Annotated in this window: 17 protein-coding genes; 13 read left to right on the top strand and 4 right to left on the bottom strand. The window is 61.7% G+C overall.

Translation table 11 applies throughout. The features are described from left to right. Positions 1 to 2 precede the first annotated feature (2 nt). On the bottom strand, positions 3 to 656 hold the full coding sequence (gene yrfG, locus LVD11_RS07160) for a GMP/IMP nucleotidase (RefSeq protein WP_237057469.1): 654 nt from the start codon (positions 654 to 656) through the stop codon (positions 3 to 5). 51 nt (positions 657 to 707) lie between these two features. Then, entirely contained in the window at positions 708 to 1,439 is a 732-nt protein-coding gene (locus tag LVD11_RS07155; protein ID WP_237057468.1) for a lysoplasmalogenase, read from the bottom strand. A 142-nt stretch (positions 1,440 to 1,581) separates the two neighbouring features. On the opposite strand from LVD11_RS07155, the gene cysK reads away from it, so the two are divergent. The 11 genes from cysK to LVD11_RS07100 all read left to right on the top strand — a co-directional run bounded on the left by cysK (position 1,582) and on the right by LVD11_RS07100 (position 10,220). After that, positions 1,582 to 2,499 (top strand): cysteine synthase A, encoded by a 918-nt coding sequence (cysK, locus tag LVD11_RS07150; RefSeq protein ID WP_237057467.1) that lies wholly within the window; start codon positions 1,582 to 1,584, stop codon positions 2,497 to 2,499. Between the two features lie 75 nt (positions 2,500 to 2,574). Continuing rightward, a complete protein-coding gene (gene cysQ, locus LVD11_RS07145; protein ID WP_369413308.1) occupies positions 2,575 to 3,426 on the top strand; it encodes a 3'(2'),5'-bisphosphate nucleotidase CysQ in 852 nt (283 codons plus the stop codon). 103 nt (positions 3,427 to 3,529) lie between these two features. Then, the gene (locus tag LVD11_RS07140) at positions 3,530 to 3,736 is read left to right on the top strand and encodes a hypothetical protein (RefSeq protein WP_237057466.1); all 207 of its coding nucleotides are present in this window, start codon (positions 3,530 to 3,532) and stop codon (positions 3,734 to 3,736) included. A gap of 119 nt (positions 3,737 to 3,855) precedes the next feature. Beyond that, positions 3,856 to 4,137, top strand: a complete 282-nt coding sequence (locus tag LVD11_RS07135; protein ID WP_237057465.1) for a type II toxin-antitoxin system HicB family antitoxin — start codon at positions 3,856 to 3,858, stop codon at positions 4,135 to 4,137. 39 nt (positions 4,138 to 4,176) lie between these two features. Beyond that, on the top strand, positions 4,177 to 4,749 hold the full coding sequence (locus LVD11_RS07130; RefSeq protein ID WP_237057464.1) for an outer membrane beta-barrel protein: 573 nt from the start codon (positions 4,177 to 4,179) through the stop codon (positions 4,747 to 4,749). A gap of 358 nt (positions 4,750 to 5,107) precedes the next feature. Then, a complete protein-coding gene (locus LVD11_RS07125; RefSeq protein WP_237057463.1) occupies positions 5,108 to 6,469 on the top strand; it encodes a YjgN family protein in 1,362 nt (453 codons plus the stop codon). A gap of 5 nt (positions 6,470 to 6,474) precedes the next feature. After that, on the top strand, positions 6,475 to 7,530 hold the full coding sequence (locus tag LVD11_RS07120; RefSeq protein WP_237057537.1) for a M48 family metallopeptidase: 1,056 nt from the start codon (positions 6,475 to 6,477) through the stop codon (positions 7,528 to 7,530). Positions 7,531 to 7,615: 85 nt separating this feature from the next. Continuing rightward, positions 7,616 to 8,194, top strand: coding sequence for a DUF2939 domain-containing protein (locus LVD11_RS07115; RefSeq protein WP_237057462.1), 579 nt, complete (start codon positions 7,616 to 7,618; stop codon positions 8,192 to 8,194). Further along, positions 8,181 to 8,558 carry a DUF2237 family protein gene (locus tag LVD11_RS07110; protein WP_237057461.1) on the top strand — a complete coding sequence of 126 codons (378 nt, stop codon included), beginning with the start codon at positions 8,181 to 8,183 and terminating at the stop codon, positions 8,556 to 8,558. Before LVD11_RS07115 ends, LVD11_RS07110 begins: the two co-directional genes overlap by 14 nt. A 144-nt stretch (positions 8,559 to 8,702) precedes the next feature. Then, complete coding sequence (locus LVD11_RS07105; protein ID WP_237057460.1) at positions 8,703 to 9,551, top strand: carbon-nitrogen hydrolase family protein; 849 nt, start codon at positions 8,703 to 8,705, stop codon at positions 9,549 to 9,551. 87 nt (positions 9,552 to 9,638) lie between these two features. Further along, entirely contained in the window at positions 9,639 to 10,220 is a 582-nt protein-coding gene (locus LVD11_RS07100; protein ID WP_237057459.1) for a DJ-1 family glyoxalase III, read from the top strand. A 154-nt stretch (positions 10,221 to 10,374) separates the two neighbouring features. Here the strand turns inward: LVD11_RS07100 and LVD11_RS07095 are convergent, their stop codons facing one another. After that, positions 10,375 to 11,151 (bottom strand): LuxR C-terminal-related transcriptional regulator, encoded by a 777-nt coding sequence (locus tag LVD11_RS07095; protein WP_237057458.1) that lies wholly within the window; start codon positions 11,149 to 11,151, stop codon positions 10,375 to 10,377. A gap of 316 nt (positions 11,152 to 11,467) precedes the next feature. Continuing rightward, positions 11,468 to 11,893 (bottom strand): DUF1810 domain-containing protein, encoded by a 426-nt coding sequence (locus tag LVD11_RS07090; RefSeq protein WP_237057457.1) that lies wholly within the window; start codon positions 11,891 to 11,893, stop codon positions 11,468 to 11,470. Between the two features lie 412 nt (positions 11,894 to 12,305). On the opposite strand from LVD11_RS07090, the gene LVD11_RS07085 reads away from it, so the two are divergent. Both LVD11_RS07085 and LVD11_RS07080 read left to right on the top strand, forming a co-directional pair. Beyond that, positions 12,306 to 15,272 (top strand): TonB-dependent receptor, encoded by a 2,967-nt coding sequence (locus tag LVD11_RS07085; RefSeq protein ID WP_237057456.1) that lies wholly within the window; start codon positions 12,306 to 12,308, stop codon positions 15,270 to 15,272. A gap of 123 nt (positions 15,273 to 15,395) precedes the next feature. Further along, on the top strand, positions 15,396 to 16,967 hold the full coding sequence (locus LVD11_RS07080) for a tryptophan halogenase family protein (protein ID WP_237057455.1): 1,572 nt from the start codon (positions 15,396 to 15,398) through the stop codon (positions 16,965 to 16,967). Positions 16,968 to 16,993 lie beyond the last annotated feature (26 nt).

Raw genomic sequence — 16,993 nt, 5'->3', positions numbered from 1 at the left:
GATTACAGCGGAACAATCTCATCGAAATGGTGAATGGCGGGGAAATCGGTGATCTCCCGTAGCGGGCCACGGCTGTCCGGCTGACGGATGCAAAGCAGGTGACCAATACCGAAATCGCGGGCGGCCGCAAGCACATGTTCGTTATCGTCGACGAACAGGGTGCGATCGGGATCGAAGTCGATGTGGCGCGACAGGGCTTCCCAGAAATAGGGGCTCTCCTTGGCGTGCCTCAGCTCATGGGAAGTGATGATCCCGTCCATCCAGCGATCGATACCGGTCAGCTCCAGCTTGCGCACCAGGCCGTCGGGATGGGCGTTGGTGACCAGCAGGACATGCTTTTCCATGCGCCGCAGCGCGTCCAGGAACGCCGGGGTATGTGGGCGCAGGGCGACGCGGTCCTCGATCTCGCGCAGCACCGCGGGGATATCCATCTGCAGCTCCCGCGACCAGAAGTTAAGGCAATACCACTCCAGGGTGCCGCGGCGCGCGTCAATCTGGCCGACCAGCTTCTCTTCGGCCTGCTGCAGGGTCAATCCGTGGGTCTGCGCATAGCGCTGGGGCAGGTGGGTCAACCAGAAGTGGTTGTCGTAGTGCAGGTCGAGCAGGGTGCCGTCCATATCCAGCATCACCGTGTCGACGTCGTGCCAGTCCAGCATGCGGTCGGTAAACCTCTCAGGTCGAAGGCATGGTGCCCCTATTATGCCCGATTATGGCCGGGCCCGCTTTGCCGCATGTGTCTGGCTGGCCACGCGGATGCCCAGCAGCAGGGCCAGCTGGGCCGCATAGTAGGTGACCATAATCAGTATGCCGGCCATGGGAACGGGTGCCACGAACCGGTTGATACCGATCAGGGCGTCAGAGGCCATGAACACCAACGCCCCGCAGTACACCAGGGCCGCTTTATCGCGATGGGCCGCGGCGCCCAGCGCCATGGCGAGGATCGCCAGCAGGTAGGCGGTCACCGGGCCGGCCAGCGTCCCGGCGGCGGGTAACAGCAGCTGGGCCAGTAACAGGGCGGCACCCAGTACCGGCAGGCCACGCAGGATAAAGCGCCCCGAACGGAAATCCGCATGGCGCAGGAACAGGATGGCATAGGTCAGCTGGGCCACCAGGAATGCGCCCAGGCCGAGGACGAACTGCTGCGGGAAGTCGAGCGCCAGCAGGATATCGCCGAGGGCGGAAAAGCCCAGCGCAGCTGACGTCAGGATTCGCGTCGTGCCCTGCAGCCAGCGGGTGGAAAGCCAGAGCAGCAACAGGATGGGTGCGGCCTTGACCAGTGGCAGCAGGGTTGTACTGCCGGGGCTCCGCCAGCCTGTGGCGTCCAGGGCAATGTAGATAATCGCGCCAACGGTGAAGGCGGCGATGGGCACGCCGGCGGCGGTGTGGTTGCGGCTACTGGAATCGGCATTGGAATCAGCCGCAGCGGTGGTGGCGGTCATGGCGTTGTCCCGGCTTTTCTTGTAATTGTATTTGCAGTCCGGCGTATCATGACGCCGGGCGCCGGTATCCGGCAAGCCCGCGCACGGCGGACCGGCTGTGGGCTGCGTAACAAGGCACAACCAGGAAGGGAGAGAGTGACCCATGAAGGCTGAAAATATTCTCGAGACAATCGGCAACACCCCGCACGTACGGCTGAACCGGTTGTTCCGCGACGATATCGAAGTGTGGATGAAAGTGGAGCGCTTCAATCCCGGCAGCAGCATCAAGGACCGGATCGCGCTGGCCATGATCGATGACGCCGAGCGCAGTGGTGAGCTCAAGCCCGGTGGCGTGATCATCGAGCCCACGTCCGGCAATACCGGCATCGGCCTGGCCATGGTGGCCGCCGTTCGGGGTTACCGCCTGATCCTCACCATGCCGGAGTCCATGTCGCTGGAGCGCCGCCGCATCATGAAAGCCATGGGCGCCGAACTGGTACTGACGCCCAAAGAGACCGGTATGCCCGGCGCGATCGCAAAGGCCGAGGAGCTGCTGGAGGAGCATGCCAACAGCTGGATGCCGCAGCAGTTCCGCAACCCCGCCAACGCACAGGTGCATCGTGATACCAGTGCGCGGGAGATCCTGGCCGACTTCCCCGAAGGGCTCGACTACCTGATCACCGGGGTCGGTACCGGCGGGCATATCACCGGCTGCAGCGAGGTGCTCAAGGAACATTTCCCGAATATGCAGACTTTCGCCGTGGAGCCGGAAAAATCCCCGGTGATCAGCGGTGGCGAGAAAGGCCCCCATCGCCTGCAGGGCATCGGCGCGGGCTTTGTGCCGGAGATTCTCAATACGGCAACGCTCGACGGCACCATCCAGGTATCCGAGGAGGACAGCTTCGCCATGGCCCGGGAGTGCGCGGCGAAGGAGGGCATCTTTGTGGGAATTTCCTCCGGCGCCACACTGGCGGCAGTGAAGCAGCGCCAGGCGGATTTCGCTCCCGGCAGCCGGGTACTGGTGTTCAGCTACGACACCGGTGAGCGCTATCTCTCCATCGACGACCTGTTCCCGGCCTGATGGTCCCGTGATCCCCCAGTTATCAGCGCTGGCGGCATGCGCGTATAATGCCGCCATCGCTAACAAGGGGGACCCATGGGTACAGAACTGGACAAGAAACAACTGCTCGAGCAGGTAATTGGTATCTGCGAGCGCGCGGGCGAAGCCATCCTCGAGGTGTACAACAGCAGCGCCGAGCTGGAAGTGGATACCAAGGCGGATGATTCCCCCGTCACCGCCGCCGACCTGGCCGCCCACAAGGTACTGGAACCGGCATTGGCCGGGCTGGTGGACGGCGTGCCGGTGTTGTCCGAGGAGCAGGAAATGCCGTCCTTCGAGGAGCGCAGCAGCTGGCAGCGCTACTGGATTGTCGACCCGCTGGACGGCACCAAGGAATTTATCCGCCGCAACGGTGAGTTCACCGTCAATGTGGCCCTGATCGAAAAGGGCGAGCCGGTGCTGGGGGTGGTGTACGTCCCGGTACTGAATATTACCTATGCCGGTTGCCGGGACGCCGGCGGCGAGGGCATGGCCTTCAAGCGTACCGCCGAGGGCGAGCAGCAGATTCGTGTGCGTTCCGTGCGCGAGCGGCTGGATGCCGGCAAGCCGGTGGAGCTGGTCGCCAGCCGCAGCCACGGTGCCGGCGCCGTCGATCAGCTGCTGGCCCGGATTGAGGGGGAACTGGGGCAGACCGGCCTCAAGAACATGGGCAGCTCCCTGAAGCTGTGCCTGGTGGCGGAGGGGGCCGCGGACCTCTATCCGCGCCTGGCGCCGACCTGCGAATGGGATACCGCTGCGGCCCAGGCGGTGGTAGAGGCCGCCGGCGGCACGGTAGTGGATGACCAGTTCGAACTGCTGCGTTACAACCGCAAGGATTCCCTGCTCAATCCCTTTTTCTACGTGATCGGTGATACCAGCTTCGACTGGCGCCGCCTGCTCTCCGACTGAATGACACTGGACTAAGCTCTTCGGTGCCGTCCCCGATAAGGTGGTGCGGCACCGAAAGCATCTGTGGCGGTGCCCCGCCCGCAATGGAGACCAGTCCGTCGTCATGTCCAGGGAATGCAGCAGCTATTTCAACCTCTCCGAACCGGAGATCCGTCGCCTGCGCCTGCAGCTGGAAGAGGAAATCGCCTGGCTGGACAGCCAGATGAAGGCGGCTGGCGCTGGTGGTGAGGAACTCGACTGCACACTGGTGCAGACCTACAAGGAAATGATTTTCTCCCGCCGCGCCCTGCTCGGTCGCATCCCCCGCTGATTATCCCGATCACACTGCTCAGGCGACCCGGCCTGCTGGCCTGTCTCCGGTGCCAAAGCAGCACAAAAGTTTCAATCGCGTCTACGCTTGGTGGGTTAAAGCCATAAAGAGTCAGCCCGATGCGCTATCCGGTAGTGATCCACAATATCGAGTATGCCGGCTTCGGCGCCATTGCGCCGGACCTGCCGCACTGCCACTGTCACGCCGAAACCCTCGATGACATCCTGCAGAAAATGGCCGAGACCATCTTGCAGCGACTCGAGGAACTGGGCGCCGCCGGTGGCATAGCACCACTACCCAGCGACCTGGAAAAGCTGCGTGGTAATCCCGCATTCAGTGGCGGCATCTGGGCGATCATCGATGTGGCGCACGAGCAGTCTTCACCAAAGACGCAGCCCTGAACCGGATAAGAGAGCTTGTAAGTACCAAGGAAGGTCGTCATGAGAAAGGTTGTTTTTTCAATTGCGTTGCTGTTTTCCACGGCTTCCATGGCGGTGGAATGGAATAACCCCATCGCCGGTATCTGTGCCGGTGAATACCAGGTGGTGGGCACGGTCGGGCTGGGTGCGGGCGAGCTGCAAGTGAACAAGGACCAGGATGGTTTCGGCTATGCCAGTATCGGCATTGCTCCCACCGTGGGGGTGTGGCAGACGGAACTGCGGTATTCGAATTTTGATGACGGCGGTGTTTCCGCCGATACCTACGGCCTGAACTTCAAGATCGACTTCAGCTTCGATTGCGACGTGCAGTGCCTGTACTGGATGGCTGGCTGGACCTACGGCGAGTTTGATGTCGACACTATCGACAGTCGCGGGCTCACCATCCTGGTGGAGGAAGACGGCAGCGATGACTACTGGCATACCGGGGTGGGTTATCGATATCGCTGGACGCGCGACTTCGATACCTCGGTGGAATACATGTACAACGATGTGGGGACGGTGGCGGGCTTTGACCTCGGCCACATGCGCTCACTGACCCTCAATTTCAGTTATCGCTTTTTTGGTCCACAGTAAGCCAGTGCCCGTTCGTGCCGGGGACCGCCCCGGCCGGTTGCACTGATGCTGTGGCAATGACCAGAAGGCCCGGGACAGTCTCCGGCTGAGCCCGTATGCACTGACCCGCCAGGCACCGCCACCCACGGCACTCTTGCCAGTCATCTATTCGCGATCCGGCCATGTCCCGGCAGTCGGAGGCTGCGGTCGTGATTATTGGCTCCGGCCTTCCCCTCAGGCCCGCCCGCCGTTACCGGAAGAGCCGCGTAATAGCCTGTAACACATTCGCCTGCTCCCTCTATGGCATCCCGTCACAAAAAACGACACAATCGTCCCGATAACAACAAGAAAAAACTCAAACACATCCAAGGAAATAGTCGTGGAACAAAAATATAACGTTGTCTTGACGGGGGAGACTGTCGGCCGGGTCAGCCGGGAGTCTGCAATTACTGCCTTTGCGCGGTTTGCCGGCATTGACCGGGAAAAGGCCGCTGAAATTTTTACTCGCGGGGGCGCAGTCGTGAAGCGCGACGTCGACCGCGATACCGCCCTTACCTACCAGCGCAAGTTCGAGTCCATGGGGATCGGCGCGGACATCAGCCCGGTGCGGTCGGATGCCCTGGCCGGTGATACCGGGCCGGCAGTCGCGGAGGGCGCCGGCCTGTCATCCGCCGCCCAGCGGACGCCGGAAGCACCCGCACCAGCGGGCAACAACAGCGGCACCGTCGGCAAGCGCCATGTGGGCTTTGTCTTCAGCGGCAATGGCTACGAATATTTCAAGATCTGGATCGTCAATATCCTGCTTACCGTCGTTACCCTGGGGCTCTACGCACCCTGGGCAAAGGTCCGCAATACCCAGTATTTTTACGGTAATACCAGCCTCGAGGATGCGTCTTTCGTCTTTACCGCCGACCCGATGAGGATGCTGATCGGGCGGCTGATCGCCCTCGGCCTGCTGGCAGTATTCATTATCGCGGGCACCTTTGCCCCGCCGATCTATTTCCTCATGACTATTGCCCTGATCTTTGTATTTCCCTGGGTGATCACCAAGTCCCTGGCGTTCTTTGCGCGCAACACCACTTACCGGAATATCCGCTTCCGTTTTGTGGGGTCCTACAAGCGGGCACTGGTGACTTTTATCGGCTGGCCGTTGCTCGCCTCGCTCACGCTGGGCCTGTTATCACCCTACGCCCTCTACAAGCAGCAGCGTTTTTATGCGGAAAACCACCGCTACGGAAACAAGAGCTTTAACTTCACCGCCCGGCCGGGGGACTATTATGTGCTCTGTGTCATTGCCCTGCTGATCGGTATCGCCGGCGGCCTGGTGGGTGCGGTCCTGCTGCCGGTGATCGCCAATTTCGTCCTGCCCGGCGATGTGGCAACGGGTATCGCGGCCGGAATCGGTGGTGCCTTACTGGGTTATGGCCTGGGCCTGATCTATTTCATGACCGGTATGCAGAACCTGCTGATGAATCACCTGACCCTGTCGTCCCATGACTTCAAGGCCAATTACCAGCTGTCCTCTTACGGCCTGCTGATGTTCACCAACTTCCTCTTCACGCTGCTGACCCTGGGCCTGTTTATCCCCTGGGCGAAGGTACGCCTGGCCCACTACGCGGCGGAGCACACGAGCATGGATGTCGCCGGGGACCTGGACAAGTTTGCCGCTGTGAGCCAGCCGGATGAGTCCGCCTTTGGTGAGGAGTTTGGCGATGTCTTCGATATGGATGTAGCCTTTTGACCGTAATGCTGACAATCCCGGGGCGCTGGCAGGATGGCGCCACCAGCACCGAGACACCGGCGAGCCTCGAAGTCCGGGGCGAGCTGGTGCGGCTGTACGTGGAGGGGCAGGAGCTGTGCGCGGCCAGGCCCGGGAACCTGGCGTTTTCCCCGCGCCTGGGCCGCACGCCGCGATACATCTCTTTCCCGCAGCTGGCCGGGCAGTTCGAAACGCGGGCGCACGACCTGGTGGAGAAACTCGAGTCCCTGGACCGCCGCAAGGCCAGCCTTGTGTACCGCTTTATCCACCGGATCGAGCAGAACCTGCTGATGGTCGCATTGGCGACCCTGGTGGTGGTGGCGCTGGTCTGGGGGTACTTCGCCTGGGGGGTCCCCACGGCCAGCCGGGTGGTCGCAGAGCGGCTGCCGGCGGGCCTGCTGGACGAGGCGGCGGAGGAAACGCTCGAGTTGATGAGCGAGCATTACCTGGAGCCTTCTGAATTGACCGAGGCCCGGCGCCGGGAGGTCCGTGCCGTGGTTGGCGAGATGGCCCCGGCCTACCCGCTGGAAAAATTGCATTTCTTCAAGGGCGGTTCCACTACCGGTGCCAATGCGTTTGCCCTGCCGGATGGCACAATCGTCTTTACCGATGAGCTGGTGGCGCTGGCCGAGAGCGAGGATGAAATCGCCGCGATTTTCGGTCACGAGCTGGCCCACGTCCTGCGTCGCCACTCATTGCGCCAGGTGATCCAGGGCTCGGCTATTTCACTGACCATCGCCCTGTTCACCGGTGAGGTGAGTGCGCTGGGTGACCTGATCCTGACCGCGCCGGTGGTATTCGCCCGCCTGTCTTACTCGCGCCAGTTCGAGCTGGAATCGGATGAATACGCCCTGGCGTTACTCCACGAGCGGGGCATGGACCCGGACGCGTTCGTATCCATCCTGACCAAGCTGCATGAGAGTCACCGGCCCTGCCCGGCCGGGGAGTCCTGTGATGGAGAGGGTGAAGGCTCCGGCTGGACCAGCTACCTCAGTACCCACCCGCATCTGGAGCAGCGCATAGCGCTGGCACTCCAGGATTGATATATCCCGCCTAAGGAAGCCGGCCGTGCAGTGACGGCCGGCTTTCGCTACCATTTGCGCCAATACAGACGGAAGGGGAAGCCCGGTGAGAAAGTGGTTGCTGGCGGCAGTGGCTTTGCTGGCCGCCGCCTATGTGGCGATGCCATGGTATACGGCGCACCAGTTGGCCGAGACCGCCCATAACAGGGAGATTGAGCAGTTCGGTGAGTATCTCGACCTGCCTGCCCTGCGCGCCAACCTGAAAACCCATATGCAACAGCGCATGCGCGAATCCATGGACCGGGATGTACCGCCCGAACTCTCCGATTTCCTCGCCGCCGGCGCCAACCTGTTCCTGAGCCCATTGCTCGAGGGGCTGGTGACTGCGGAGGGGCTGGCGGCCCTGCTCCGCGGCGGCGACGAACTGTGGCAGTTTGAACGCGACCTCTACCGGCCGGAGGCAGGTCGGGACAGGCCCGCTGCCGGGGCACGGCGGGACGGCGGTGAGTTGCGCCTGCGCCGCTGGGGCTTTACCGGCGTCAGCCGTATTGCGGCAGACTATGGCGCTGGTGATGAAACCGAACTGCGGCTGGTGCTGGAGCGCCAGGGCTTACACTGGCGGGTAATAGACCTGCGTTTTCCGGCTACCGAACAACACGGGGAGAAGAGCGATGAAAAAGGATGAACCGGTCAACGTTTTCGGCGACCCCCTGCTGGCCTGCGGTATGGACCCGGTGACGGGTTTCTTTCGCGATGGCCACTGTAACACCTGTGCCGAGGACCACGGCTCGCACACCGTGTGCGTGGAAGTCACGGCAGAATTCCTCGCGTTCTCCCACAGTCGCGGTAACGATCTCGCTACACCCAAAAAGGAATTTGGCTTTCCCGGCCTGGCGCCAGGGGATCGCTGGTGCCTGTGCGCCGCCCGTTGGCTGGAGGCTGAGAAAGAGGGCATGGCACCACGGGTCTACCTGCAGCGCACCCATATCAAAGCCCTGGAAATAGTGCCCCTGACGGTACTGCGCCAGTACGCCGCCGACCTGAACTGATCAGGCTCAACCTGCGATAACCGGCGCGGCCATGCCCCGCCGGTTTTTTTATGTCTGCGCAGGTGGCCGCCATTGGCATCCACGGCACCAGGGCCTAAGCTGCGGGGCAGGGAAAAGACACTAGACCGGAGATCGGGAGCAACCATGAAAGACCTGCGTGTCGCCGCCATCCAGACAAGCAGTGGGGCATCGGTTGCCGCCAACCTGGAGCGGGCCGGTGCGCTGGTCCGTGAGGCGGCATCTGGTGGGGCGCAACTGGTAGTGTTGCCGGAATACTTTGCATACCTGGCGGATGGCGGCAGTCGTGCTATCGCCGAGCCCTTCGCCACCGGGCCGGCCGACCCGCACCGCCAGCCCATCCAGGCCGCGTTGCAGCAGTGGTCGCGCGAACTGGGAGTGTGGCTGGTGGCGGGTGCCATGCCCCTGACCCAGCGCCCGGATGGCAGCGCCGTGGATGCCGCACGGGTGCGTTCCGCATGCCTGGTCTATGACGACAGCGGGCAGTTGCAGGCCCGATACGACAAGGTGCACCTGTTCGACGTGGAGGTGGAAGACGCGGCCCGCAGTTACCGGGAGTCTTCCGGTATCGAAGCCGGTGAGTCGCTGCAGGTGGTGGAAACTCCCTGGGGCAAACTCGGGCTCAGTATCTGCTTTGACCTGCGCTTCCCGGAGCTCTACCGGCAGCTGGCCGCAAACGGGGCGGAAATCCTGCTGGTGCCGTCCGCGTTCACCCACGTCACCGGCAGGGCGCACTGGCTGACATTGCTGCGGGCCCGGGCCATCGAGAATGGCTGCTTTGTCGTGGCCGCTGACCAGTGTGGGCAGCATTCGCCGAAACGCCGTACCTGGGGGCATTCGGTGATCCTGGACCCCTGGGGGGACGTGTTGGCGGAGGCCGGGGAGGAGGAGACCGTACTGGCCACCGACCTGCACGCAGCGCGCCTGGAGATGGTCCGCCGGCGCATGCCGTTGCTCGATATGCGCCGGCTGTGATGCCTGCGGCGCCGGGCGAATGTTCTGGTTTGTGTGTTTTGCTGTTATGACAGTAATGGGGTGCCTGTATCCCGTCCGGAGATCGACATGACCGAGCAGCAGAAACGCGTACTTCTGCCAGTGGCGGATGGTTCGGAAGAAATTGAGGCCGTCACGATTATTGATGTGCTGCGCCGCGCCGGTGCACAAGTCACGGTGGCTTCCGTGATGGCATCAGAAACCATTACCGCATCTCGCGGTGTTGTGATCACGGCGGATTGCCGGCTGGCTGAATGCGAGCCCCGGCGCTGGGACCTGGTCGTGCTTCCCGGCGGCATGCCTGGCGCCGCGCACCTGGCTGCGGATCGACAGCTCATGGAAATAGTCCGCAAACAGTTGCGGGATGGAGGCTGGCTGGGCGCCATTTGCGCGGCACCGGCAGTGGTACTTGGCCGGCACGGCCTGCTCGCGGAGCGCGAGGCGACCTGCCACGAAAGCTTTCGCGAAGAGTTGCGGGCCCAGGCCCTTGTTGCCAGGGGAGAAAAGGTAGTGCGCGATCGCAACCTGGTTACCAGCCAGGCGCCGGGTACGGCCATGGCATTTGCGCTTGAACTGGTGGCTTGCCTGTACAGTGAAAAGCAGAGGCAAACGGTAGCCACCCCGATGGCGGTTGGCCCGCCCGGGGTGTGAAAAGCGCGGTACTTCCCTGTACCGCTGAACCTCGGGCTCTGCATCCTTTCTTTAGAGGCTCGATTTCATTTTCCCTTTTGCCCCGGCTTTCTCAATAGCCCTTTGGGGTTATTTCTCGCTCCCGTCCGGTACACGCAATTACAAACCCACGCTGTTACAACAACCCTTCCGTAATACACCTGGTCACCAGCTGTCCCACATTTTTGCAGGACGATTTTTTCATAATATTTTTGCGATGGTTCTTGACGGTGTCCACAGCAATAAACAGGCGCTCGGCGATGTCGCGACTGGTCATGCCCTGCGACAGCAGGCGAATCACTTCCATTTCCCGCCCGGTAAACAGCGGCCTGGAGGCCTCCGGTATGGGCGCCTCCCCGTCCACCGCAATATTCAGGAACGAGGGTTCTCCGAGCATGCCGATTACCGACAGCCGGCGATTACTCTCACTGCTCAGGTGGCTGATATTCGTGTGAATATTCAGGCTCTTGCTCAGGCGATTGTTCTCGTCGGCCGTTAGCATGATGGCCTGGTGATTGAATAGCTGGTAGGAACCATCCGCCGTCTGGAAGCGGAAGCAATATGACATCTTGTATTTCTTGCGCTTCTCCGGCGGGATCCGCTCATAGATGATCTCGATGCCGCGCTGCTCGGCTCGCGAGACAAATGGCATGTCGTCCGGGTGAACACGGTCCAGGATATCCTGGAATGTCACCTCGCCGGGAGGCAGGCCGTGGATGGCACTGATCGACGGGCTGACATAATCGAGATGAAAGTCCTTGAAATCGACGATGTAGAAGTAAAAGGGCCCATTACTGAATACCGAGGAAACCAGGTCATCGAGCTCAAACCTGTCGAGGTCGACTTTCCTGTCGCTGATATGCCGGCTGGAAGATTCCCAGACGGCCTTCAATAGCTGCGTATGCGGCTTCATTCACTGCTCATTTTTTCTTGGTGTTCCGCAGGTTCCGATGGATGTTCCAGGTTCGCGACCATGCCGGGCCAGCGCACTGCCGGGCCAGCACACTGCCGGGCCAGCGCACTGGTCAAGTGCTGGTACCGGGACATCGCGGGCTGGCCGCGAGGTAACTGCGTAACTTGTTTCACAGAAGCAGTGTGATTTATATCACATAATCAAATATATTCTACTAGTGGGGGCAGGCCTGGCAGTATGACCTGTGGCCGGCGGTGGGGCCTGCGTGATGTTGGCAGGGCTTTCTCGTCGTTTCCGTACTCTACCCCGGTGGCGGTCAGGTCCCGAGTAACTGCAGGGTCCGGGGATCCTGTTCGCCGTCGTAGTACCTGGCCAGTACTTTCCCGAAGACGCTGTTCTCCCCGGCCACCTGTGCAAACAGGGTCATGGATGACCTGAGTTTCATATCGTCGGGGCTGCCCAGGATGTCGTGGGCAGAGCGGCCCTGCACCTGCAGCAGCTGTTCACAGCACTCCCGCAGGCGCGGGCCCAGGAGCGGGTGTTGCAGGTAGGCGCCGGCCTCCGCCAGGCTGCCGATGGCATAGCGCTGGGCCATTGGCGAGCGACCGAGTCCGGCCAGTTGTGGAAAGATAAACCACATCCAGTGGCTTCGTTTCCGGCCCTGCTGCAGTTCTGCCAGAGCCTCCTGGTAACAGGAGGCTTGTGCACCAACAAAGCGCTCGAGATCAAACGGGTCGCCCATATTCCCTCCCGGTCTCGCGCCGGCATCTGGGGTTTTTGCATGGGGCCAGTCTAGTCTGCCCCGGGCATCTGGCGGAACTGGCGTGATGAACGGCCAGTCGCGCCCTGTTGCACCAATTTGGTCCGCCTGGCCGCACGGAATCCCTGTTGCCGCGCATTTAATCCGGGATATCCTGTTTGGGCCGTCCCCGAATTGATGTACTCGCCAAACCCGGCAGTATTCAATCGCAGCGAAGAAGCGTTGTCGCGCCCCAAATCAGCCCCGGAACACTGCCCCGGGAAAGATGAGGTAGCCGGCCGACAGCAGCAAAGCTGACCGATAGAGGCCAGCGACCGCGAAAAAGATAGAACAGGCTTCGCAAGGGCAGTATCCAGAGAGAGTCAAAAGAACCTAATAATTCGGGGAAAGGCTGATGAGCAGAAAAATATTCCACAAGGACCGTCTCGCGGTCACCATTTCGATGGCTCTGGGGGCAACCATGCTGCCCACGGGGGCCCTGGCCCAGGACGCAGCCCTGGAAGAAGTCGTGGTTACTGGCATTCGCGCCAGTCTGAACCGGTCCATGGACGTCAAGCGCGATAGCGACGGTATCGTGGATGCCATCTCCGCCGAGGATATCGGTAAGTTCCCGGACACCAACCTGGCCGAATCCATGCAGCGGATCACCGGTGTGTCCATCGACCGGGTCAACGGGGAAGGCAGCCGGGTTACCGTGCGTGGTATCAATCCCGACTACAACCTGGTTACCCTGAACGGTCGCCAGCTGGCGCGGACCACTGGTGGTCGCTCCTTCGACTTCCAGAACATCGCCTCCGAGATGGTGAGCGGCGTCCAGGTCGCCAAGAGCAGTAACGCCCTGGTGCCGAGCGGCGGTATTGGTTCCACCATCAACCTGCTCTCCGCGCGTCCGCTGGAGATTGGTGAGCGCCGCCTGCAGTTCGCCACCAAGGGTGTCATTGATGAGTCATCCGAGGATGCGAGCATCACCCCGGAATTCTCCGGTTTCTATTCTGATACCTTTGCCGATGGCGAGTTCGGCGTAGTTGTTGCAGCCAGCGTGCAGGAGCGCGAGAGTGGCAGCCAGCAAGGCCTGGTAGGCACCGGTTGGCGCAGCTTTGCGGGTACCGTGGACCAGAACTGGGGTGCCGGCACTGCTGAGTGGGGCGGCGTGCCCCAGGAAAACCAGGTTAACCGTCCCGGTCCTGGCGACATCTACTCAGTGCCGCAGACCACCGTCTATAAGTTCGAGGAGCAGCAGCGCAAGCGCACCAACGGCCAGCTGGTCCTGCAGTGGGCGCCGACCGACGACATCACTGCCACCATGGACTACATGTACTATTCGAACGATATCGCCAAGCAGTACAACGATATCTCGGCCTGGTACAACTTCGGCCCGTCCGAAAACGTCTGGTCCGACGGCCCTATCGCCACTCCGCTGATCTACTCCGAGAGCTACGGAGCCCCGGCTGACCTGTCCATGGCTGCCGGTGAGAGCGCCGAGGCCTACCGCGGCCAGACCCTGGGTGTAAACCTGGAGTGGGACGTCAACGAGAGCCTGTCCCTGGCATTCGATGCCCACACCTCTGACGCCGAGCGCCGCCCCGACAGCCCCTGGGGTTCAGATGCCCTGCTGTCCACCGCGGCCTTCGTGCGCACCAGCGCTACCACCGACTTCACTGAGGCCCTCCCGGCCCTGTCCGTCGGTGGCGGCAACGACGTACAGCCGTCCGACATGCTGGTTACCGGTAGCGTGTTTACCAACTCCCGTGACCGCTCCGATGTCGACGCATTCCGCTTCAGCGGTAACTTCGAGCTGAACGAGTCCAGCGACATCGACTTCGGCCTGAGCATGCAGGCGGTTACCAATCGCTCGCAGATGGCAGTCGTGCAGCGCGACGCCTGGGGCGGTGCAGGCCCGGCCAGCGACCTGGACGACTCCCTGTTCCCGGCCGATTCCATCCAGGACAAGTTCGACATCGCCACCGGTGATTTCTCCGAGATCGGCGGTGCCGATGTACAGAATGTCTACTTCGACTGGGACTTCGAGACTGTGCGCGCGATCGCCGAAGACCTGTACGGCGACGATATCTGGCCGGGACTGGTCGGCGACTGCGGCACCCAGTTCTGCCCGTCTACCGCCTATGACCAGGCCACCGACCGCACGACCGAAGAGACCACTACTGCCGCCTTCGCGCAGTATAACTTCCAGTCTGCATTCCAGACCGGCGCTGGCGAGATGCCCTACGAGGTGAACCTCGGCCTGCGTTACGAAACCACTGAGGTGGATTCGGAATCCGCGTCGCCGACTTACGACCAGGCTATCTGGGGTTCTGCCAACGAGGTTGTACTGGTGAATTCCGGTACTGGCTTCCTGTCCCAGACCGCAGATTACGACTACTGGCTGCCCAGTGTGAACTTCAAGATGGATGTCACTGAGGACGTCGTTGTTCGCGCTGCTGCCAGCGAGACCATCGGTCGCCCGAGCTACGACGCCATCAAGGGCGGTACTTCCATCGGCTCCCTGGCCCGTATCGACGGTGGCAGCGGCTCTGCCGGTAACCCGGCACTGCTGCCGCTCGAGTCCACCAACTTCGACCTGTCGGTTGAGTGGTACTACGGTGAGTCCAGCTACGCGTCAGCGGGTTACTTCACCAAGCGGATTGCCAACTTCATCTCCAACGGCACCACCGAGTCCGAGATCTTCGGTATCCCGAACCCGGCACAGGGCGCGCTGGTACAGGCGGCCCGCGATGCTGGCTTCACAGATGTGAACGACATTCGCCAGTATATCGGTGACAACTTCGCCGATGACCCCTACGTGGATGTAGGCGCGGACGGTACCGTTACGATCACCGGCAACCCGGAGACCGATCCGGCGATGACCTTCCTGCTGAGCATTCCCGAGAACGGTGACCGCAAGGAAACCATCGATGGCTGGGAATTCGCGGTACAGCATATGTTCGGTGAGACCGGCTTCGGTGTGATCGCTAACTACACCATTGTAGAGGCGGGCGTTGAGTACAACCCCTACCTGCTGCAGGACCAGGAAGCGATGATCGGCCTGAGCGATTCTGCCAACCTGGTGGGCTTCTATGACAAGAACGGCTTCCAGGCGCGTATCGCCTACAACTGGCGCGATGACTTCCTGAACTCCCGTGGTCAGGGCACTGGTGCCAACCCGGCGTACACTGAGGCTTACAGCCAGATCGATCTGAACGTCGGCTACGAGGTTCCGCAGGTTGAAGGTCTGGAGGTCTTCCTCGAAGGCCTGAATGTGACCGATGAGTACAGCCGTGTGTATGGCCGTTCCAGCCAGCAGACCCTGGGTGTATACCAGGGTGGGGCCCGCTGGCAGATGGGTGCACGCTACGCTTTCTAAGCAATAGCGTGACGCACATCTTCTAGCAGAGGTAGCAGGGAAGCCGCTGGTGACAGCGGCTTTTCTGTTTCTGTTCATGATACCCTGCTGCTGGATCGTGCTTTTCGGCATGTGGTACCGCATATGAGTGAAACAACAGTCAAGAAAGTGGTGATCCTGGGTGGAGGCAGCGCGGGCTGGCTGACCGCCGGTGTGCTGGCGGCAGAATATGCCGCGGGTGCTGATCGCGGCCTGCAGGTTACCCTCGTGGAGTCTCCGGATGTGCCCACCATCGGCGTGGGTGAGGGAACCTGGCCCTCGATGCGCTCTACACTCAAGCGCATCGGCATTTCAGAGACCGAGTTCCTGCTCCGTTGCGATGCCAGCTTCAAGCAGGGCACCCGCTTTTTGGGCTGGTGCCGCGGGGGCGATGCATCGGGTGGCGACGAATATTTCCATCCTTTCACTGTCCCCGCAGGATTCCACCAGCAGAACCCTGTTCCCTTCTGGCAACCGCATCGGGATGAAATGTCGTTCGGCGATGCGGTCTGTCCCCAGGGGCATATCAGCCGCCTGAACCTGGCTCCGAAGCAGGTCACCACGCCGGAGTATGCTTTCAACCTCAACTACGGCTACCACCTGGATGCGGGCAAGTTTGCTGATTTTTTGCAGGAGCATTGCACTACCCGCCTGGGCGTTGAGCACCTCAGGGATCGGGTGACCGATATCCGCAACGACCGGCACGGCTACATCACAGGCCTGCAGCTGGAGTCGGGCGCGGTGCTGGAAGGCGATCTGTTCGTGGACTGCAGCGGCGCGCGCAGCCTGTTGCTGGGGGGACACTACGGTATCGCTCTGCGGGAGCAGCGGGATGTACTGTTCAACGACTCTGCGCTGGCGGTGCAGGTGCCCTATGCCGAGGCCGACAGCCCCATCGCGTCCTGCACCCTTTCCACTGCCCGCGAGGCCGGCTGGATCTGGGATATCGGGTTGCCCAGCCGCCGTGGCGTGGGTTATACATTTTCCGGTGCGCATACCAGCGACAAAGATGCCGAGCAGGTTCTGCGGCGCTATCTTGAACCAGCGCTGGGTTCCGGCGGCGCCGAGCGTGCAGAGCTGCGCAAGATCAGCTTCCAGCCCGGTTACCGCGAGCAGTTCTGGCACAAGAACTGTGTTGCCATCGGTATGGCGGCAGGTTTTATCGAGCCGCTGGAAGCATCGGCCCTGGTCCTGGTGGAACAGTCGGCCAGGATGCTGGCGGAACAGCTACCGCCTGACCGCACGATGATGGAGGCGGTCGCGGCGCGCTTTAACCGCAAGTTCGCGCACCATTGGCAACGTATTATCGAGTTCCTGAAGCTCCACTATGTGCTGTCTGAGCGCGAGGATAGCGCCTACTGGATGGATCACCGCGATCCTGCCGGTATTCCCGCGCGCTTGCAGGAATCCCTGGCGCTGTGGCGGCGTCGATCACCGTGGCTGGAGGAAACAGAGATAGCCGACGAACTGTTTCCAGCCGCCAGCTACCAGTATGTTCTTTATGGCATGGGGTTTGTGACCGAGCCCCTGCCGTGGACCGTGCGGCCGGCCATGGAGCAGGCCGCACACAAGCAGTTTTACGACAATATACAAAACCGGGAGCGCTTGCAGCGGACCCTGCCCAGCAATCGCGAACTGCTGCAACGCATCCACCTCGCCGCTGGCCAGCAACGCTGAGCCCGGCCCAGGTATGAACCGAGAGG

It is taken from the genome of Microbulbifer sediminum (assembly GCF_021729035.1).
Classification (GTDB): Bacteria; Pseudomonadota; Gammaproteobacteria; order Pseudomonadales; family Cellvibrionaceae; genus Microbulbifer; species Microbulbifer sediminum.
This window is presented reverse-complemented; position numbering and strand designations above follow the sequence as displayed.